The organism is Acinetobacter sp. CAU_H_S139_7 (genome assembly GCF_058599305.1).
Genome location: NZ_CM178651.1, coordinates 2,765,531 through 2,785,920 on the forward strand (window position 1 = coordinate 2,765,531; position 20,390 = coordinate 2,785,920).

At 40.3% G+C, this 20,390-nt stretch carries 22 protein-coding genes and 1 pseudogene; 3 read left to right on the forward strand and 20 right to left on the reverse strand.

Translation table 11 applies throughout. The annotated features are described in order from the left end of the window. Positions 1-276: 276 nt before the first annotated feature. Entirely contained in the window at positions 277-657 is a 381-nt protein-coding gene (locus AC4MC0_RS13495; RefSeq protein WP_004695240.1) for a hypothetical protein, read from the reverse strand. Between the two features lie 541 nt (positions 658-1,198). Here AC4MC0_RS13495 and AC4MC0_RS13500 point away from each other — a divergent pair. Together AC4MC0_RS13500 and AC4MC0_RS13505 are read left to right on the forward strand one after the other, a co-directional pair. Next, positions 1,199-2,785 (forward strand): ATP-binding cassette domain-containing protein, encoded by a 1,587-nt coding sequence (locus AC4MC0_RS13500; protein WP_335998766.1) that lies wholly within the window; start codon positions 1,199-1,201, stop codon positions 2,783-2,785. Positions 2,786-2,847: 62 nt separating this feature from the next. Continuing rightward, positions 2,848-3,783 (forward strand): tRNA dihydrouridine synthase, encoded by a 936-nt coding sequence (locus tag AC4MC0_RS13505; protein WP_287166435.1) that lies wholly within the window; start codon positions 2,848-2,850, stop codon positions 3,781-3,783. Here the strand turns inward: AC4MC0_RS13505 and AC4MC0_RS13510 are convergent. From AC4MC0_RS13510 to AC4MC0_RS13575, 14 genes are all read right to left on the reverse strand, one after another. After that, positions 3,780-4,835 (reverse strand): DUF1176 domain-containing protein, encoded by a 1,056-nt coding sequence (locus AC4MC0_RS13510; protein WP_335998770.1) that lies wholly within the window; start codon positions 4,833-4,835, stop codon positions 3,780-3,782. The two genes, AC4MC0_RS13505 and AC4MC0_RS13510, sit on opposite strands and share 4 nt — an antisense overlap. 39 nt (positions 4,836-4,874) lie before the next feature. After that, the gene (locus tag AC4MC0_RS13515; protein WP_335998772.1) at positions 4,875-5,279 is read right to left on the reverse strand and encodes an NUDIX hydrolase; all 405 of its coding nucleotides are present in this window, start codon (positions 5,277-5,279) and stop codon (positions 4,875-4,877) included. Between the two features lie 101 nt (positions 5,280-5,380). Next, positions 5,381-5,827 carry a YybH family protein gene (locus AC4MC0_RS13520; protein ID WP_335998775.1) on the reverse strand — a complete coding sequence of 149 codons (447 nt, stop codon included), beginning with the start codon at positions 5,825-5,827 and terminating at the stop codon, positions 5,381-5,383. A gap of 110 nt (positions 5,828-5,937) precedes the next feature. Next, positions 5,938-6,273: a YegP family protein gene (locus AC4MC0_RS13525; RefSeq protein WP_335998777.1), complete on the reverse strand. Its 336-nt coding sequence runs from the start codon at positions 6,271-6,273 to the stop codon at positions 5,938-5,940. 233 nt (positions 6,274-6,506) lie between these two features. Next, positions 6,507-6,872, reverse strand: a complete 366-nt coding sequence (locus AC4MC0_RS13530) for a 5-carboxymethyl-2-hydroxymuconate Delta-isomerase (protein ID WP_005400282.1) — start codon at positions 6,870-6,872, stop codon at positions 6,507-6,509. A 138-nt stretch (positions 6,873-7,010) separates the two neighbouring features. Further along, a complete protein-coding gene (locus AC4MC0_RS13535; protein WP_279043392.1) occupies positions 7,011-7,349 on the reverse strand; it encodes a zinc ribbon domain-containing protein YjdM in 339 nt (112 codons plus the stop codon). A gap of 179 nt (positions 7,350-7,528) precedes the next feature. Beyond that, entirely contained in the window at positions 7,529-7,879 is a 351-nt protein-coding gene (locus AC4MC0_RS13540) for a DUF488 domain-containing protein (RefSeq protein WP_335998780.1), read from the reverse strand. Between the two features lie 58 nt (positions 7,880-7,937). Continuing rightward, positions 7,938-8,384: an SRPBCC family protein gene (locus tag AC4MC0_RS13545; RefSeq protein ID WP_010327413.1), complete on the reverse strand. Its 447-nt coding sequence runs from the start codon at positions 8,382-8,384 to the stop codon at positions 7,938-7,940. A gap of 170 nt (positions 8,385-8,554) precedes the next feature. Further along, entirely contained in the window at positions 8,555-8,941 is a 387-nt protein-coding gene (locus tag AC4MC0_RS13550) for a ribonuclease E inhibitor RraB (protein WP_004695219.1), read from the reverse strand. Between the two features lie 150 nt (positions 8,942-9,091). Beyond that, entirely contained in the window at positions 9,092-10,048 is a 957-nt protein-coding gene (locus tag AC4MC0_RS13555) for an SNIPE associated domain-containing protein (RefSeq protein WP_335998783.1), read from the reverse strand. A gap of 277 nt (positions 10,049-10,325) precedes the next feature. Then, positions 10,326-10,991, reverse strand: coding sequence for an RluA family pseudouridine synthase (locus tag AC4MC0_RS13560; RefSeq protein WP_062034114.1), 666 nt, complete (start codon positions 10,989-10,991; stop codon positions 10,326-10,328). Between the two features lie 681 nt (positions 10,992-11,672). After that, complete coding sequence (locus AC4MC0_RS13565; protein WP_335998786.1) at positions 11,673-12,041, reverse strand: VOC family protein; 369 nt, start codon at positions 12,039-12,041, stop codon at positions 11,673-11,675. A gap of 588 nt (positions 12,042-12,629) precedes the next feature. Then, the gene (locus AC4MC0_RS13570) at positions 12,630-12,902 is read right to left on the reverse strand and encodes a hypothetical protein (protein WP_125274690.1); all 273 of its coding nucleotides are present in this window, start codon (positions 12,900-12,902) and stop codon (positions 12,630-12,632) included. A gap of 107 nt (positions 12,903-13,009) precedes the next feature. Continuing rightward, entirely contained in the window at positions 13,010-13,708 is a 699-nt protein-coding gene (locus AC4MC0_RS13575) for a hypothetical protein (RefSeq protein ID WP_335998789.1), read from the reverse strand. Positions 13,709-13,921: 213 nt separating this feature from the next. Between AC4MC0_RS13575 and AC4MC0_RS13580 the strand changes: the two genes are divergently transcribed. Then, complete coding sequence (locus tag AC4MC0_RS13580) at positions 13,922-14,275, forward strand: hypothetical protein (protein ID WP_005400273.1); 354 nt, start codon at positions 13,922-13,924, stop codon at positions 14,273-14,275. An 80-nt stretch (positions 14,276-14,355) separates the two neighbouring features. Here the strand turns inward: AC4MC0_RS13580 and AC4MC0_RS13585 are convergent. The 5 genes and pseudogenes from AC4MC0_RS13585 to acnD all read right to left on the reverse strand — a co-directional run bounded on the left by AC4MC0_RS13585 (position 14,356) and on the right by acnD (position 20,169). Next, a pseudogene (locus AC4MC0_RS13585) lies at positions 14,356-14,561 on the reverse strand (hypothetical protein). 230 nt (positions 14,562-14,791) lie between these two features. Beyond that, on the reverse strand, positions 14,792-15,367 hold the full coding sequence (locus tag AC4MC0_RS13590) for a DUF4126 domain-containing protein (protein WP_078389050.1): 576 nt from the start codon (positions 15,365-15,367) through the stop codon (positions 14,792-14,794). 118 nt (positions 15,368-15,485) lie between these two features. Beyond that, complete coding sequence (locus AC4MC0_RS13595; RefSeq protein WP_004695201.1) at positions 15,486-15,629, reverse strand: zinc ribbon-containing protein; 144 nt, start codon at positions 15,627-15,629, stop codon at positions 15,486-15,488. Positions 15,630-15,844: 215 nt separating this feature from the next. Next, complete coding sequence (locus AC4MC0_RS13600; RefSeq protein ID WP_335998794.1) at positions 15,845-17,398, reverse strand: DUF4365 domain-containing protein; 1,554 nt, start codon at positions 17,396-17,398, stop codon at positions 15,845-15,847. A gap of 164 nt (positions 17,399-17,562) precedes the next feature. Continuing rightward, positions 17,563-20,169: a Fe/S-dependent 2-methylisocitrate dehydratase AcnD gene (acnD, locus tag AC4MC0_RS13605; RefSeq protein WP_335998796.1), complete on the reverse strand. Its 2,607-nt coding sequence runs from the start codon at positions 20,167-20,169 to the stop codon at positions 17,563-17,565. Positions 20,170-20,390: the final 221 nt, after the last annotated feature.

A 20,390-nucleotide genomic window follows, 5' to 3' on the forward strand; every position in this document is an offset into this window, starting at 1 on the left:
TGGGCTTTTTAGTAAACCTCAATATTTTGATTTAGAATAAATTATCGAGTGTATTTCGTATTATGTAAATTTTAGAAAAACTTAAATACTTTTTACTGTGTTGAATACATTGTATGCCACTTTTATCTAATTTATTTTCTATAATAAATCCTTATCACTTCCCTATGTAGCACTATAGAGGTTATGCAGATTATTCTTAATCTAATGCGTAATATCCATAATTTAAAACCCATCCATAAAAAAGAAGCTTGTCTTTTTATCCAGTTGAAATTCAAATCAATTCTCTGGTAATTCATTTTCTTTAATAGATTCTTCTCTTGAAGCTAAAGCATTCTTACTAGAAATAAATTGTGAAATTTGAAATGCCATACCCATCACTGCACAAAACACACCAAGCAGACTCAAGCCCAAAGCTCGTTTCACAACAAGATGATCAGTAGCCGCAGAGTCAAATGACATTCCAAAAAATATTACAAACATAAGTGGTGTTAAGAACAACATAAGGAGGCTAAATCGCGACCAGAAGGTTGCACGAACTACATCTCCACATAAATCAATCAATAAGTTTTTTAAAACAGTTGTAATCACAAAAGTAGTAGCGCTACTCACCAGTAATGCAATACTAATTTCAATAATAAAACGTGTTAAAACATCCATTGCAGTCCCCTCACTATCATTATTTAATTTTATTATCTACTCAAAAGAAAAAGAGCCTACACTCCGTGTCTCATTAAGAATACAAGCAGTGATTTAACATCAATCTCTTATACGAACTCTAAATATTCAAAGCTATATCACTCTACAGCCTTTCCAAAGGCAGCTCCACTAAAAACGTATAACGCCACTGTGAGCCTCAACTTTGCACTCCTAAAAGCCTAAATAACCCAATCGTGCGGGTTGTACTCACACCTACAGGAAGCTTCGACTCGTGTATGCTGAAGTTCCCTAACCAATAGCATTGATCGATAAACCTTAAGTACATAAGAAAGATAACAAAATGGATCATTTTTTATCCACCTGCTATACTTGTTAAAATTATTACACCTCCCTTGTTCTATTTTAGAGTAACGCCAATGAAGTAAGTCTTATTTTCCGTCAAATCTAATTTATTTGTTTTCTGACGTGCAAAATAAACTTATTTACTGCTCTATATCTCTATAAAAATTTATTTTGTATGTCCTGTATAAAGGAGTCTTCAATGACCCAACAGGCCTGTACTATAAAAAACCTCAGCGTTCAATTTGCTCATGAACCGCTTTTTCAGCATTTAAATTTTGAATTGCCCGCTACCCAATGTTCAGTTTTGATTGGACGTAATGGTCAAGGTAAATCAGTATTAATGTCCCTACTCACTCAAGCGCACAGACCCAATTATGCGAGTGGCGAAGTGATTTGGCAGATGCCATTTGCTTACTTAAGTCAGCTTGAACGTTTAAATAATTGCACACTTGCCGAGGCGCTTGACGTTTCAGACCTCTATGCCAGTTTTCAGCGTATTGAACAATCGACTGCGAGCTTTGAGGACTATGATCGTGTTGAACACGCATGGCATCAACCCACTGAATGGTTGAAATTGCTAGAAAGTGCCAACTTACCTACAGATCTATCTAGCTCGGTTTCTCAACTGAGTGAAGGTCAGAAAACCAAACTGGCACTGTGCCGCCTATTTTTACAAACTGAGCATTATTTACTTCTTGATGAGCCCAGTAATCACTTAGACCATGCAAGTCGTGCGTGGTTAAGTCAAAAAATCCTTCAACACCCTGCTGGCTGTTTAGTCATTAGCCACGACCGCACATTGTTAAATCAAATCTCCAATACCTATGTTTTAAATGATTTTGGCTTGCAACACTTCCGTTGCAACTATGCCGAGTATCAGTCACAAGCAGAGCAACACCAGCAGGCACTACAACACAATATCTCGCAAGAGAAACGCGAACTAAAACAATTACAAGTCCAACAGCATGAGCAGCGCATGAAAGCTCAGAAAAGGCAAAAGTCTGGGCAGAAATTACGAAGCTCTGGTTCTCAAGCCAAAATCCTACTCGACTTTAAGAAAGAACGTGCGAGTCAAACCTTATCGGGAGTCGCGCAGCAACAACTTCGCCAAAAGGAACAAGCGCAAGATGAGCTCAAAAACAAACAGCAGCAACTAGAACAGATTAAGCCACAAAAGTTTGATTTCCATTTTCAACCTAAACAAACAGGTGAAATTCTTCGTTTAAAAGCAGTGGGTTTAGCAGCACTTTCTATCTCGCCTATTTCTTTCGCCTTACACAACGGAGAAAAAGTCCAACTGCGGGGCCAAAATGGTTCAGGTAAGTCGACTCTACTTCGTGCCATTCAAAATCATAGTCATGTTCAATCGGGAGACATTTTTAAGCGTGGAGCATCGTTATATTTAGATCAAAACTTTAACCTACTGAATCCAGAACTGAATGCGGTACACAATTTACAATTATTGAATCCGTCTTTGTCCGATGAGGAGTGTCGGAATCAATTGGGGCAACTTCGAATTCGACGAGATAAGGCTCTGCTTCCCATCTCACTACTCAGTGGCGGTGAACAACTCAAAGTCGCTTTACTTTGTATCAGTCTCGCAGCACAGCCTGTGGACTTACTGCTACTGGATGAACCCGAAAATCATCTCGACATCGACTCAAGACAACTGTTGGCACAGGCTATTCGCGATTTTACAGGGGCGGTTATTTTAGTTTCACATGATGACGCCTTTGTCGAGGAGACACAGATTCAAAACTATTTCGATTTAACCCAAACGCATTAGACTAGACAGCGTGATCGGATTTGCGTATAACACCGTTTTTCTATTTGACTGGTGACACCGCTGTGAAACTCATTCTTGCACCAATGGAAGGCTTAACCGACCCAATCATGCGTGATGTGCTCACGTCTGTAGGTAGCTTCGACTGGTGTGTGACCGAGTTTATCCGTGTGACCAATTCGGTCTTACCCGATCATATTTACCACCAGTATTGCCCAGAATTACTCAATGGCGGAAAAACGGCGGCAGGAACACCCGTGCATGTGCAGTTTTTGGGCAATGACCCTGAAATGCTGGCTGCCAATGCCATCCGTGCGGTGAAACTCGGTGCACCCGCCATTGATATGAACTTTGGCTGTCCAGCCAAAACCGTGAACCGTCACCGTGGTGGCTCTGTACTCTTAGATGAGCCAGAAGTAGTGCATGAACTGGTCAAAGCCGTGCGTGATGCGGTTCCTGCACATATTCCTGTTTCTGCGAAAATGCGCTTAGGCTATATGGACCGACATTTTATGTTGGACAATGCTCATGCCATTGAAGATGCCGGTGCGGCTTGGGTTACGGTGCATGCACGTACCAAAGCCGATGGTTATACTCCACCCGCTTTTTGGGATCAGCTCCGCCCGATTCGTGAAGCATTAAAGATCAATGTGATTGCCAATGGCGAAATTTGGAACAATGCAGACGCGAAACAGTGTCGCTTAGAATCTGGCTGTGAAGATTTGATGATTGGACGGGGTGCCGTGACCACACCCGATTTGACCCAATGTATTCGTCAAAATATCGACACACCTTTGCTGACATGGAATGAGCTACTGACCTTACAAATCCGTTTTTTAAACGGCGGCTATAAAAAAGAAATGAATATGGTCGGACGTTATAAGCAGTGGTTGGGCATGATGTCTAAACACTATCCTGAAGCCAAAGCCCTCTGGGATGAAGTCAAACGTATCAAGCCACTGGATGACATTATTCTCAAACTAAATACAAGCGCGACCTAATCCGTTCGCGCAACGATCGCGACATAAGTCGGTAAGTTCCATGCACCACCCGCAAAGCCTTTACATTGCTGCGATTGTGCCTGATAGCTGAGAACAAAAGCCTTTCCATTCCAAGCCCACTCGGAACGAATATCGCAGTCAGCAATGCCCCGCCCTTTTTGCTCTGAGAAAATTTGCGCCTCACTAAAACTTGAGCCTGATGTGGTAACTTGCTGCTGAATTTTTTGTAAGGCTTTGTCCATGACCCAGTAGCCTAGACCTTCATTGTATGCCCCACGCCAACATGGTACTTGAACCACCACTTGTTCCGCATTCAGCGGATAGACTGAAACCCGATCATCCTCAAAAAACCGCGCCTTATAGAGATTTGGACAGTCTTGTTCATCTGTTTTTGCTTTTAACTTTTTAAAGAGTTGATGGGCATTTTTACTGTCCACGGCAAAGTGGCTGGCAACCGCAGGTCGGTATCCTGTAATGCCAATTTTAGGGATGGCTTTGGGCTGTAAAACATTTTGCTCAGACTGATTGCCTTTTTGATATACCGCATTTGGTGTATTTACACGTTTTTGTATATCATCCATTTTGAGCAAAACTGCATTTGCCCCAGCAGTTGAAATTTGCCATTGCTGTGCTTGGGTCGTGAGACGAATATCTTCCGCACCCACCAAAGCTTTTAGCAACTGCGCACTTTGAGCACTGGACAGTTTCGCAGTACTTTTCTTAGCATCAATGGTCAGGCTACCTAGAGATGTTCCCCCTACATTTAAACTGGCTTCAGTATCCTGTGTAAACTCCTCAGCCACTTGAATTTGGCTGAGTACCGCACTGCCTGCACCTGCGGGACGAGAAATCAGCAATGAAACTGGATGACCAAACTGAGCATCACTTTGATACCCCACCGCGCGGCACATACCCGTATTATCACAGGCAAGCTCCCAGTCTTTATACATAAAATAGTTGCCCGTTTCAGCATGAGCCCACTGGCTCAAGGCACTCATCAGCAACACACCAATAATGGGACTATTTCGTTTTATGGTCTGATTATTCAACATATGCGCTCACTCCACTTCAGAGGAATCTTAATCTTGCACTCAAAAACTTCGACTTTGCACGATACCTATATAATTTAAACAATCTTCAACGCGAATCCGTTGTACTTTCGACAGCTGATCAAGATCAAACCAAGCATAGGCCGTATGTTCATCACTGAGCCTGATCTCAGCAGATGCAGCCAAATGGCATCTAAAAATAAAGGCATGCGAGGTCACTGCCGAATGAAAGTACACCCCCGATAAATAATCGATCTTAACCTGACAACCGAGTTCTTCTTGGCACTCACGTAGTAAAGCCTGATGAATGGTTTCCCCCATATCCAAGGCTCCACCGGGTAGCCCCCAAGCCTGATCAGCATAATTGGCTTTCAGTAATAAAACCTGTCCTGCGTCATTGGTCAGCACCGCATGAGAGCTTAGCCGGTAAAAGTCTTGAAATGCCATAGATACCTTATTCTTAAGTTGTTCATATTGTCTCATTAAAAACATAGCCCCGCAGAACGGAGGTGGCTCAACCTGTACCCAATCTAAAGCTTTAATCGAGCTCAGTCTGGAAAATGAATCGGCTTTGACATTTTAGTTTCAAAGTCCACAGGCACCGAAATATGCTGATGGGCAACCAACCACTCACCTGCCATTTTTTGAAAACATAGCGTAGTTCTGCACCAAGGAATCTCTGGAGTTGCAACGCCACTGGCATGATCCAATTTAGAATAACAATGTAAAAAAGCTAACCCATCACGACTAAAAATATTGATGTTACGCCTGAACACTTTGATTTCCCCCTGAAAAAATGGGGCATATCGTCTCCACAATTCTTGATAGGCTTGCACGCCTTGTAGCTCAAACCCAATATCAAACAAGCTGACATCACTCTGACAAAGACGAATGATATTTTGTACATCCATTTTACAAATGGCATCATCCCATTGTTTGAGTTTGAAGATAATTTCATGCCCTGCATGCTCATCTCCAACTAATCGAAAATCCACATCACACTCCCACACTACAAATCAAACCGCATAAAAAAACGCGTGCGCCATCCATAGCAAACACGCGGTTTTCTTTAATTCTTAAAACAAGCAAAATATGTAATCTGATCTTAAGCCGTCAAATCCTTAATCGTGGTACTTGAACCATTGTTTTTGACCGATTCAATGCCTTTATCTCGGGATTGCTCACTGGCATAAAACTGACTGGTACCAATAATCTGATGATTGGCAGCCTTTAAGTTAAAATAAGGTTTGCCATTTTTGGCTTCTAAGCGTTCATAACGCGTATCATCGGGGCTATTTTTTTGCACCGACTCAATTCCATTATGTGCTGACGCTTTTGCTTTATACAGTTCACTGGTCAAAATGACCTCGCCATTTCCCGCTTTTAAAACAAAGCGATATTGGCCATCATTTGCCTGACTTACTTCGTACCATCCTGACATAAGCTCACCTATTGTTATTTTAAAGTGATTGAAGATCCACCAAAACTGAATAAAAAATCATCCAATTTCATAAAATATAAATGACTTCTTTTATAAAAAAAAGTGCATTTACTACCAGCCCAGATTTTATTTTTTTAAAATAACAGCGCTATATGAATAACGCATGACAGCCTCAAACCGTTTAAATGACACGCAATATCGGCCCAATAAACAGTTTGGCACTCTTCCTAATTTTATGCTTTTAATACCAATTTGCTATAACTGCTTTTTGGCATTTCAATAATTTCTACACAAATTTGTACCGTTAAATCCTGAGGAGCGGTAAAGTTTTGCTGCAAGGTTTTAAGTAATTGGCTCGAAATGGCACACTTGGTGGCTTCATCTCGTCCGCTTAATAAAGACACTTTGGCATGCAAATAAGCCTGCGCATCGCCTTCTACCCCAATCACAAAATCTGACTGTCGAATAGCACGACTTTTGATGTCATTGCCCGATTGTACAAACTGACCATCCAGCAAAGCTTGGTTTAACGCCAGTAACATCGGCTTAACTTCAAGGGTGTCGATATTATCTGAATATTCAAGGTGGATATGTGGCATAACGTATTCTTCAACAGTTTTTATCTTTATAGCATGCTGTGCTAGTGTTTCAACGCTTAATGTCTTTTCAAAATGGCTAAAAAACAAAAACGGAGTCCAATTGACTCCGTTTTAATCTCGAACTACAAACTCAGCGGATTAGGCTTTTTTCACATACTCAGACTTTAGTTTCATCGCACCGACACCGTCAATCTTACAGTCAATGTCATGACCATCTGCGGCATCTGGCAGTAAACGAATATTTTTCACTTTGGTTCCGACTTTCACCACCGATGACGAACCTTTAATTTTTAAATCTTTAATCACCGTTACCGTGTCTCCGTCAGCAAGTGAGTTGCCGTTGGCATCTTTGATTGCTACCACTTCTTCAGTTGCTTCTCCCTCTTTCCATTCGTTTGAACATTCAGGGCAGATCAGCAAGTCACCATCTTCATAGGTATATTCGGACTGGCATTTTGGGCAGTTGGGTAAAGACATAAAAACCTCAAAAATAAAAAAATAAGCAATTCACATTGCTCAAAGCGCCAATATAGCATTTTTCAGATGAAAACGATGCGAAACACCTATTTATTTTAAGCCTTTAACTTTGTCACAGGATGGATCAAATAAAGCCTAGGAAAATATAAATTTTCCCTGTAATAGCATCAGCTCAACTCTTATTTTTGTTCCAAGCACTGCTTCAAAATCACCACATGGTTATGCTGTTCTTCTTTGGCTGCGGTGAGTAAAGTGATCCGCTCACGTACTGCCAGTTGGCGCAAATCATTCAACTCGGCGGGATGTGCTTCCAGTTCTTTCATATAACGGACTTTAAACTCATCCCAGTGTGCCACCATGTCTTGGTGATACCATTTCCGTAGTTCATTGGATGGCGTGAGAATTTTTGGCCATTCATCTATTTTTGCCTCAAGTTTTGAGACCCCTCGTGGCCACAACCGATCAACCAAGACCCGTTTGCCATCCTCGGCCTCGGCAGGTGCATAAATTCGCTTCATGCGTATTGGCATGCAGAACTCCTTTTATTCTTTTGTGCAACTTATTCAATTGTTCAACGATGACGAAGCATTATTCATCGGGAATGTCTGGATTCACTAAAAAAGCCAAGAGTTGCAATGACTCCTGCCAACCCAGATAACAGCCATCAACAGGAATCACATCAGGTAAACCAGACTGCGTAATATGGACCTCAGTACCGACAGATACTTCTTTAAACTCAACACGCACTTCAATTTTTCCTGCTAGTTCAGGTACATCGAACTCATCGGTATAGCGCAATAAACTATTTTCAACGATTTCATGATAAGTACCATGAAATGAATGCTGCATGCCTGTACTGAAGTTAGTAAAAAACATACGATATTGACCACCTTCACGCAAATCAAACTGATCTACATGTGCGGTAAAGCCATGTGGTGCCATCCACTTCACTAAAGCATCTGCAGTGGTAAAAGCACGATAGACGCGCTCGACGGGCGCACTAAATACGCGGTGTAATTGAACACTATTTGACATGATTTTTCTCGTTCTTTTCAAATATTCAGATTTAGTTTAAAACGCTCAAACCCACATACTGTATTTTTTTGTGCATCTTTTTTAAATAGCCAAACTCGGCCCGCTGGCTTTTCTACCCACCAATAAAAAAAAGCATGTTTTTCAACATGCTTTAAATTTGACCATTTTTTTTAAGCCTGACCTTGCTCATAATCCTCATCATCTTCGTCGTCATAGACATAGGCCATACAGCCCCAGCCATCATATTCGCCACCAAACTGTTCTGCAATTTTAGTAAACCATTGTTCTAAGTCAACAATGTCTGAATACTCAGGTTCCATATACACGTAAATGGTAATAATCCACTCAGATACGTCGCTTTCTTCATCGACAAACAAAGTGATTTTTTGCTCTTCTTGTAATAAATACAACGCACACTTTTCTGCTTGTGACTGCTCTTGAAAGGCAATCGAATATTCTATTTCATGCGGTTCAGATAGGTCGTCGCCATCCTCAGCCATTTGCCAAAGTACATTTCCGTTATCATCATCTGGATATAATTCATAATCACGTGTCATGCGTATGTCCTTGTTATCTTTTTAGCCAATATATCGTTGGCAAGTGACAAAATAGTGACTTCAACATAGCATATTTTGCTCATTTTTATAGCAGTTACATCTGATTTTTCGAAGGTTGTTTGGACTTTATTTCACGCAGACTTTGCCGTGTTATTGTAAAACCCGATGTTCAACTAAAATCTCCGCTTGAAACTGTAAATCACTGCTTTTTAGGCTTTCTAATAAGGCCGCAAATTTGAGTTCTTCTAGGCGTAAAGCCAAATAACTGTCTTGTATACGAGTATGACCAAAGGCCGTACCATAGTGATTGATAAGGGTAAAATCATCCTGCAAAGCTTGAATCAAAAGGCCAAGATTGTCTTTGCTCACACGTTGCAAATAAAAATCTGCTTTCGTATTAAATAACTGTGAAACCAAGACCATCATCGATAGTCGTCGATGTTCATCCATAAAAGCACAGATCACAACGTCATTTTGCTCAACCGCACGAATCACCTGTTGCCGGATTTTCAATAAATGGCCGGCCGCATCCGTTTTCCCATAGCCTTCGATGAGTTCATCTAATAACTGCTCCGAAGGCAGTTGATAACTTTGGCTGTAGGTTTCAATTTTATGGTGTAAGGCCTTTGATATTTCAGCCAGATGTTGTCGTTCTTCAGCCATGTGAAAAAAAGCACCCAGTTTTTCTCTGGCGCGCTGCATAGTAACTTCTTTGACTTTACATTCATATTCCGTTAAGAAGTGATGTACTTTTTCAATGCGCTGCCGACACTGTTTGAGCATTTGTTCAGCATCAAATTTGACCGTTTCAGCAAATAATTCAACTTGGTTGTGCCGTTCAATAACATAGTGTTCGACATCAATAATTTCTTGGTAAGGACTCAAAGTTTCGTTACGTTGCCTGAGTGTTCCAAGCTCAATTCTTAAACTGGTCAGCCGATGTTGTAATTCACTTTGCTGCTGTTCATAAACCTCTAAACTGTTTCGATTACGTTCTAAATTACTTTCTAAGGATTCAATCTTCTTTTTTTGGGCAAGACTGTGTATTTTTTGCCCGCATATAACAGCACACAGCAGGACAAGAATGACAGCGAGTACATAAAGCATGGCCTATCTCCCTAAGGGAATGTCATTTTTATTTTAAAGACTCAGCTGTAAGAATACATGAAACTCAAACAGTAAGCCTTGGAACAGACAAACATATTTTCATTCAATTTCAATCAGTCATGACGATGGCCAAAAAGCCAAACTCAAATGTTAATTTCAACAAAGATAAGCACACTGGATAAAAGTGCACTTACACAACTTACGCTAACGGTTTTTTAAACTGCCCGATATCCCAAATTTTAAGTATTTCTCAAAATATAGGAAAAGTGTGACACAGTTAGAATGGCACACTTCCATGAATCGCGACCGCTTTCCCACTTAAAGGCTGCTGAAAGGCGAGAAAACTGGCATGTAAAGCCATACGTTTTAATGGACTCCGTGTCGGCTCAGGGTGATACAACTTATCCCCTGTAATTGGATGCCCAATATATTGCATATGCACACGGAGCTGATGCGAACGACCTGTAATCGGAGTCAATAAAACTCGCGTAATATCGGTCTCAGTATCATAGCTAAGCGCTTGATAAAGCGTTTTTGCAGGCTTACCCAGTTCAAAATGCACAATCTGCCGTGGTCGATTTTCCCAGTCTGTAATCAGTGGTACTTCAACACTGCCTTCGGCATCCAACTGGCCTTGAACTAAAGCAATATAGTGTTTGTCCACCGTGCGGGCTTGGAACATTTTACTGACAGCGACTTCGGCATCGCGGTGCTTGGCAAACATTAAAATCCCCGAGGTCGCCATATCTAAACGATGGGTAATTTTGGCATGCGGATACTGCGCTAAAACCCTTAAATAGGCACTGTCTTGGTGTTCTGGTAAACGTCCTGGCACAGACAACAAGCCCGCAGGCTTTTCAATCACCACCAAATCATCGTCTTCATAAACGATCACCAAGTCTTCTTGGGGCGGTGTATAAATAAAGTTGTCATTTAGAGCCATGGGAATAACAGCATACAAAAGCGAGCGCGAAAAATAGCAAGCTGTGTTTCTGCTGTCAATCATTCACAAAATATGGAAAACAGCCTGAATCCTAGGCGTCCATCACTCCATATAAGCCAGCTTTTTAGCAGCGCTGATTAGATTGAACGCCTAAAATAAAATGATGTAAGTGAAACTACAACAGCAGGATTTTTCGGTTTTTGCGGGAAATATTAAAATTTATTTTTTTTTGATTTATTTTTTTTTGATTTATCTTTTATTCGAGTTCAAATTTTTTAGGGTGTCTGGGAAAACATGTTGTTTACTTCAACTATCATAACTTTGTAAGTGATGATCTTATAGCCTATAAACTTTTGATTTATAGCGTCCTAAGCCGAATCAAGACCTTTTGGGTAAGTACTACTCACGCGTTTTGCGCCACTGGTAGCATGCTACTCTTTTCGATCCCGTCACACCCTTGAGATATAATTTAACAATCCAAGGGCGGGATTGTTTCCCGAAGATAAAGTCTTTTTGGCTATTTTTGGAAAAAAATCTTGGCTTTCAGGTTATCTAAAAAATATTTTCCCAAATGCAGCGTATTTATGATTTTTTTCTCACATAACAGCGCTTTTCTCAGGATTTTATTTCTTTACTGCATCACAGATGAGAAAATCAACTTCCTGCACAGACCTGCATCAGCTAAATGAGATTCCCACAGGTATCATCAAAGACTGCAACTTTGACTTTTCCTGCCCGCATCGGTTCAGTGGTAAAGCGTACCCCTAAGTTTTTGAGTCGTTCATATTCCGCATCAAGATCCTCCACTTGAAAAGAAGTATAGGGAATTAGATCTGCTTTGATCGCAGCTTTAAACGGCTGTGCCGCAGGATGTGCATCAGGCTCCAGTAGCAGTTCAACACCATCTGGACTTTCGGGTGAAACCAAGGTCAGCCAACGATAATCCCCCACAGGTACATCATGTTTGACTTTAAAACCGAGTTTTTCTGTATAAAACTGACAGGCTTTTTCTTGGCTATCGACCATGATGCTGGTGACATATATTTTCATTGTTGTTCCATATTTTTATCAGACTTTTAATGGTTATAGCAGAACTCAAAGCGTTCCAATGTTATCAAATCGCAATTTTTTTAAAGCCGTTTTCGCAAACCAAAGCGCCAATTTGTTTGGTCACAGTTAGAGCAAATATTTGGATAAATTCGGGGCAATATAGACGTTTAAAATGGAAGAAAATATTTGAATGGACGTGTCTTTTATCGTGTTGTTTTTATCATGTGGTTTCTAGGGATCAGGAGATAACTTCAACGGTTAAAACTGGGTAAGTTCTAAACTTTTGCCTATAAATGGATAATCTATAGCGTCCTAAGCTGAATCGAGACCTTGTGGGTAAGTACGACGCTGATCTGATAGATAACGAGTCGCAAACTACTCTTTTCGATTCCTGTGCCCTTAAACGCTATATTAAGCAAATTGGTGCGGGATGAATTTCCGAAGATTAGCTAATTTCAAGCGATGATGAAAAATATTTCCATAAATAAAACCAGACTTGATAAAAATATTCATAACGACAGTTGAATCATCTATTTCATCGCATAAAAATGAACTTCTATCATTTTTTACACCATCATTTCAGAACGCTTAAGTCCTCATATAGCCTTGCAACCATGTTGCAATAAACCACCATAAACTGATCGCAGACATACCACAGAGTAAATTGGCAAGCACCTTTTGCATATTGCTGAGCTGAGACAGATAGATTTTTCGGTTAATTACATACGCAACCACAGCTAAGGCTCCACCGATTGCACCACCAATCATCACTAAAAACAAAGGCCAACCTGCCATCAAATGAGCAGCTGTACTCAGCTTAGGTTTCTCTGCAGCACTCAAGAGCAGTTCTTTATTTTCCATCGCTTTCCCCTATACATAATCCAAGCAGTCATGTGACTGATGCCTCAGACTCACGTCACTCATAAAAGTGCATTTTGAGATATAAGTTAGCAAAAACTAAGCCAACACTATTCAAGACTCAGATCATCGATGTCCTGAATTTTGCTCAAATACAGCGGAGCAACACTCACTTTGCTCCATATTTCTTTAAATTTAGGGTCGCTATCCGAGTCTTTGTTGAGATTTTCTCTGACCAGCTTCTTAGCCGTGAGAAAATTGACACTGGTTTCACTGTTCACATAAGGGCCAAAATTATCGGAGCTGTCATAGCCAATCAAGCGCATATCACGCCCCTCTAAACGAAACTGATAGGCCCAATATCCATAACGGCCATGGGCATAATGTAGTTTTAACAGGCCTTTTTCGATAGAGGGCACCAACTCAGGCGCAAAGTACACACCGCCATCTTCATTTTCTGAAGAAAACAGTGACAGGTTCTGAACGACTTTTTGGTAGTACCCTTTGGTATTCAACAGCACAATCACACCACGGCGGTTGCGATCTAGTTTTCCACGGTATTCATCGGTGACCCATTGTTTCGGATCTGTACCTTTGACGATTAAAACCACATCTTTTAAGCCATCTTTGTTTAAATCCCCTTGCACGACCTCATACACCGTATATTTTGCGGGAAGGTAAGCTTGGTATTGGTTGGTGGCTTTGTGTCGCTGAATATCCGCTGCGCTTAAGTTTTCAGCACAGAGATTGGTGGATATACCCAACATTGCAGCGAACATTAGAGAAGTGAGAATGAACTGTTTTTTCATAGTTTTGTTAATTTTTTAAATAAAGTAGGTAAAAGAGCACACTAATAAATGCTTCATTTTTGGCATCTGTGCTGAAGCTTAGCATTTAACAGAAGTCTATTTGTAGAATGTTCTACAATTAAAAACAGATGACTGTATCCATGTCATATTTTGATTGCTGCCGTTGAAAACTTTCGGCTAAAGTGGCGAAAGACCATTCAAATACGCTTCATCATGAAAACCAAAACTGCCCTGCTGATGCTGTGCCTTGCGCTTTCCCTCAGTGCATGCAAAGTGTTAAAAACACATATCGTTAAAGTCACCAGCTCAACTGAAACACAGCCAAATGAAGTATTGTTAAAAACCACCAAAGGCTATGTGTACTTATCGACACAGAACATGACGGAAAAACAAAAGCACATCCTAAAAAATCTGCGCCCTTTTCAGTGTTTGGAAATTAAAACACCTGAACAGTTTGCTATGCAAAACCGAGCAGTACGATTTTCTGACTTTAAAATTCGCGCTTTAGTTGAAGCTGACCGAGAGTGTCGAAAAATTAAGGTCACGACCCGAATTGAAATTCATTAATGTTGTAATGCTTAAAAATAGAGCATCCATATCCAACAATGAAAAGCTCTGCATAAATTGCAGAGCTTTTTTGCTTTTGGCTATTTGAAACAACACTTGTCACAGCCTTCGACTTTTTCTCTGGGCCAGTTCATTCTTGCCCGTTTATAAGCCAGCTCGTAATTGGCAAAATAACCAATCAGAATTTGATCCTCCGAGCTGGGAAGTCGGCACAGCCTAAGGATGCATTATGAATATGATGGATGCCTTTTTCACTAGGGTGTTCATTTACAATAAATTTTATCATTTACAGTTCCCCGAATAATTTTTATAAAGTTCAACTACAAACAAAACCATAAAAAAAGTATGTATTTATAAAATTAAACGGATAGCGTATGAAAATCAATCATTATTTTAAAAGTGAAACTGACCTCTAAGCCATATCAAGTTAAAAGGATTGATGTCCACTAACCAAAAAATTAGCCACGCTATCTTTAAATTTAAAGACCCAACAACACCATAAGAAAACTGCTGAAACTATAAAGGTGTGCTGATACTTTCTTGTTTTTTACGTTTAAACCAACGTACGGCCCAGATCGCCAAAATAATGCCTACAATCACCACCAAGACAGGAACCAGTAGTGAAAGCACGGACAGTAAAACGGCACCGACCCACTCCACTGTAGACACCAGTGGGTTGGTGACCCCGCCTGTCGTCGCGGTTGAAATCCCTCGAACGGCAACGGTACTCATTTGCACGGCGCCTGCTGTTCCTCCACCCACAATGATTGCCGCGGCCCAACTGGCAAACTGTGACATTTCCCCGCTGATAACCGCCATAGTAGTGAGTGTTCCTGCGACCATCGCGGCTGGCGTTGCAATGGTGTCTAAAGCGTTGTCGACCCATGGTATGTAATAGGCTGCAATTTCACAGACAGTTGCAATGGCTAAGGCAATACACACCGATGGCATACTTAACCATTCAAAACCTTGCATTGGTTCGAACCATCCCATAATAGATGCAAGGCTCATGACCAAGAGTGGGACAAAGACACGAAAGCCACAGGCCGCACTTAAGCCAATACCGATACAAAGTCCTAATATGGTTTCCATGTGCTTTTCCTGTGTGGCCTAAGTTGGGATGTTTTTATCTTTTTTATAACTTAGCAAAAAGCCCTATCGGGTGATAGGGCTTTTCTTTAAAACAGTGGGTAACTGTTAAATCTTTGGCTTAGGCATTCTTATTGTTAAATTGATTGCCTTGGCATTTGGTACACGGGGGTAAACGATCTGTACCAATTTCTAAGTAGACGCGGTGTCCGCATTGAACACAAAAATAGAAGCCTGTTCCAGGTTTTTCGCCAGCAGTAACCATTTTTGTTCTCCATATGTTTAGAAAATGGTCTTACTAGTATATGCATTTTATGATGAATGTCTATTGATCATTTCGACAAATGATGATGGCATTTGGGCAAGAAATGATTTCCATAGAAAATCTAAACGTCTTACAAGGTGTTAGATGTCCAATTTTCAATTGTGGTCAACCGAATGGATGATTTAACTATGATCGTCTACATTCCCAATAGAAACTTAATGTAATTCCCAATTATAGAAAACATCATACTCCCCATCATATTTTTGAATCCTGTTGTGTATTTCCTTTGAAATAGCTTCTTTTATAATTTCAAGATTTTTGGGAGAAAATGAAAAAACTCTTTCTACTACAATTTTCGCATTCTTTACTGAAAATCTATTTTTCTTTAAAATTTCATTAAAATCGCCTATCACCGTAAAAATCATACCTATAATATGCGTCCCCAAATGACATATAACAACTGAAATATGTGCAACTTTGGAGATTTCAAATTTATGTTCCACATCTATTTCCAATTTGATATCTAATAAATCAGACTTTGTTATTAATGTATAAAACTGTTCAATTTCTTTTCTAAAATAATATAAGTCCTTTAAAGATACTTTTATTTCCTCAGAAACATTAGCATATTCACAAATTTGGCTAGCCTTCTCTAACAATTCATTAAAAATAGTTAACTCTCGTTTAATATACTTACTGGTTAAAGTAAATGATAACAACTCAAAACCTTCTAAATCCAACTCAAATATAGCTATTTGTTTATCCCTACTTAATAAACAAATTAATGAAACTGCATCTTTAAGCTTTCCAAGTTTTAACTTTTGGTCATCACCCAAAGAAAAAGTATAATGAGCTTTACCTACATATGGTTCACAGGCTATATCAAAAAAATCTCCAACTATCCTAAATTTTGCATATTTTCGAAAATCATGAAAATTAAATGGAGGTGTGTAAAACTCAATATCAAACATCAATCCTGATGATAGATGATCTTCTTTAAATCTGACTTTTCCTTTTTTAGGAGTAGACATTCCTATACGTAATTTTGCATTAGATAATTTAAATTCTGATTTTTTTGAAGGAATTCCAAACCGCTCTTCAATACTAGTTAGATTTTCAACATCTAACTCCTCCTCCAATCCCAAAGAAACATCAATAATATTTCTAATTCCAGCTTCACCATTAACGGAAAATTGTATTTTTCCATAACCCTCTTCAAAACCACAGTTTTCTAAAAACTTGGATTTTTCTCTTATATATTTTGAATAATCATCTCCTATATATTTTAATAAATCTGCTTTCAAACTATGACCATTTAATTTTTCTATTTCCATTTTCTCATCGTAATGTAGGGTCATTGTTCTTTTATTTAAATTATTATCTTTATCACTTTGTTCAATTTCATGAACCCGTTTAAGAATTGAATAAATAATTTCATGGTTTAAATGTAATAAAAATGCTTTCTGGACTTGGCTTTGTCCATCGAACTCTAAAAAGCAATAAAAAGTTGGCATTGGAGAAGTAGCCATTTGTCTTAAGTTAGAAATTGTAATTGCAAGTTTTCTATCTTTTTTATCTGTTGCCTTTACTTGAACCTTACATTCAAATGCAGATTTATGCAGTTGTTGGGGAGACAAATTATTAGATATAGGAAATTGTAAATAGAAATCCCAACCAGTTTTATCAATCATAGAGGGGTTTGCAACCAAGCCAACTTGAGCACACCACATTGAAAAAGTACTTTCCCCTAGTTGTCCTAAATCTCGCATATATCCCCGATATAAATAATAAGACCCCACTTAACAGTAGGGTCTTTTTACAACAATTTCAATGACTTTAATCTCCCCTAGCCCCTCTTTAACAAGAGGGGGAACTCCCTCCTTTTTCAAAGGTGAGGAATATATTCCGTAAGGGGAGGATTTAAAGAATTAAATCACGCCACATTCCCTTCCAAGAAATCCTGTGCAAAACGTTGCAATACACCACCCGCTTCATATACAGACACTTCTTCTTCAGTATCTAGGCGACAAGTTACAGGTACTTCAACGATTTCACTCTTGCCTTCATCCGTCGCACGCTCAATGACTAAAGTTAACGTCGAACGCGGCGCAATATTACCAATCACGCTATATAGCTCAGTACCATCTAAACCTAAAGTTTTACGGTCAGTCCCCGCTTTAAACTCAAGCGGTAACACCCCCATACCGACTAAATTGGTACGGTGAATACGCTCAAAACCTTCCGCCACAATCGCTTCAACACCAGCAAGACGCACACCTTTTGCAGCCCAGTCACGGCTAGAACCCTGACCATAGTCCTTACCAGCAATAATGATGAGTGGTTGCTTACGATTCATATAAGTTTCAATCGCTTCCCACATACGCATTACTTCGCCTTCAGGCTCAACACGTGCTTTCGAACCTTGTTTAATCGTACCGTCAGAACGAACCACCATTTCATTAAACAATTTCGGATTGGCAAAGGTCGCACGTTGTGCAGTCAAATGGTCACCACGATGGGTTGCATAGGAGTTAAAGTCTTCCTCGGGCACACCCATTTTATGTAGGTATTCGCCTGCTGCCGAATCCATCATAATTGCATTCGATGGTGACAAATGATCTGTGGTGATGTTGTCAGGCAAGATTGCAAGCGGACGCATATTTGCCAGTGTACGAGGTGCAGCCAAAGCCCCTTCCCAGTACGGCGGACGACGGATATAGGTACTTTGTGGACGCCAGTCATACAAAGGACTTGCAGCTTTCTCTGTGACACCCAAGTCAAACATTGGAATGTAGACTTTACGGAACTGTTCAGGTTTCACTGCTTCTTTGACCAAAGCATCGATTTCTTCATCAGAAGGCCAAATGTCTTTCAGGTAAATTGGATGACCGTCTTTGTCGTTTCCTAATGCATCTTTTTCGATGTCAAAACGAATGGTTCCTGCAATCGCATACGCTACAACCAGCGGAGGAGATGCCAAGAACGCTTGTTTTGCATAAGGATGGATACGACCATCGAAGTTACGGTTACCCGAAAGTACCGCTGTTGCATACAAGTCACGATCAATAATTTCTTGTTGCAGTTTAGGGTCTAAAGCACCTGACATACCGTTACATGTCGTACATGCATACGCCACGATACCAAAACCTAATTTTTCTAAGTCATCCAATACCCCTGCTTCTTCAAGGTATAAAGCCGCCGCTTTAGAACCCGGTGCAAAAGAGGATTTCACCCACGGTTTACGCGTTAAACCCAATTCATTGGCTTTACGTGCCAACAAACCTGCGGCAACGGTATTTCGTGGATTAGATGTATTGGTACAAGAAGTAATGGCTGCAATGATCACCGCACCATCTGGCATTAAACCATCGGTACGCTGTTCAACCACACCTGCAATGCCTTTGGCTTTTAAGTCGCTGGTTGATACACGTGCATGTGGATTCGATGGCCCTGCAATATTACGCGTTACAGTCGATAAATCAAAACGCAGTACACGCGGATATTCTGCTTGTTTCATCTCCGATGCCCAAAGACCAACTTCTTTGGCATAAGTTTCTACAAGTTTGATTTGATCTGCTTCACGACCTGTCAGGGTTAAATAATCAATCGTGTTTTGGTCAATATAGAACATTGCCGCAGTTGCGCCATATTCAGGTGTCATATTGGAAATCGTGGCACGATCCCCCACAGACATGCTGTCTGCACCTTCACCGAAGAACTCAAGGTAAGCACCGACTACACGTTCTTTACGTAAGAATTCAGTCAATGCTAAAACGATATCGGTTGCAGTGATCCCCGCTTGACGTTGTCCAACAAATTCAACCCCGATAATGTCTGGAAGACGCATCCAAGAAGCACGACCGAGCATTACATTTTCAGCTTCTAAACCACCCACACCAATTGAGATCACACCGAGCGCATCGGTATGCGGCGTATGTGAGTCTGTACCGACGCAAGTATCTGGAAATGCTACGCCTTCACGACTTTGTACCACTGGAGACATTTTCTCCAAGTTGATTTGGTGCATGATGCCATTCCCCGCAGGAATCACATCAACATTTTCAAAGGCTGTTTTGGTCCATTCAATGAAGTGGAAACGGTCTTCGTTACGGCGGTCTTCAATGGCGCGATTTTTCTCAAAGGCATCTGGATCAAAACCACCGTATTCCACAGCTAAAGAGTGATCGACAATCAACTGTGTAGGCACAACTGGATTCACTTTAGATGGGTCACCGCCTTGATCTGCAATGGCATCACGTAAACCTGCAAGGTCAACCAATGCCGTTTGTCCAAGAATGTCATGGCACACCACACGCGCAGGATACCAAGGGAAATCGTGATCTTGTTTTGAGAAAATCAGTTCTTTTAGTGACTGCTCCAAAATGGCAGGATCACAACGACGCACTAACTGTTCAGCCAATACCTTTGAAGTGTATGGAAGTTTTGCATAAGCGCCTGGCTGAATCTGTTCAACGGCTTCTCGCACATCAAAGTATTCTAGCTGGGTGCCTTGCAGTGGTTTGCGGTGATTATTGTTCATAGCGTTCCTGCCTTTGGTGTTTCATTTTTCTTCACTGTCTTTACTAGACAATTCATCTTTGTCTGATAGGCATACTACACTGTCGAAAACCCATTTCCCAAATCTTTTATATTTCATAAACTTAGACATAAAAATAGGGGTTTTTGAAATATTTAGTTACATTAACTTTTAAATATTTACTCTAAATATGATTTTTTCTGAAAAATAGCGGAAAATAGCCC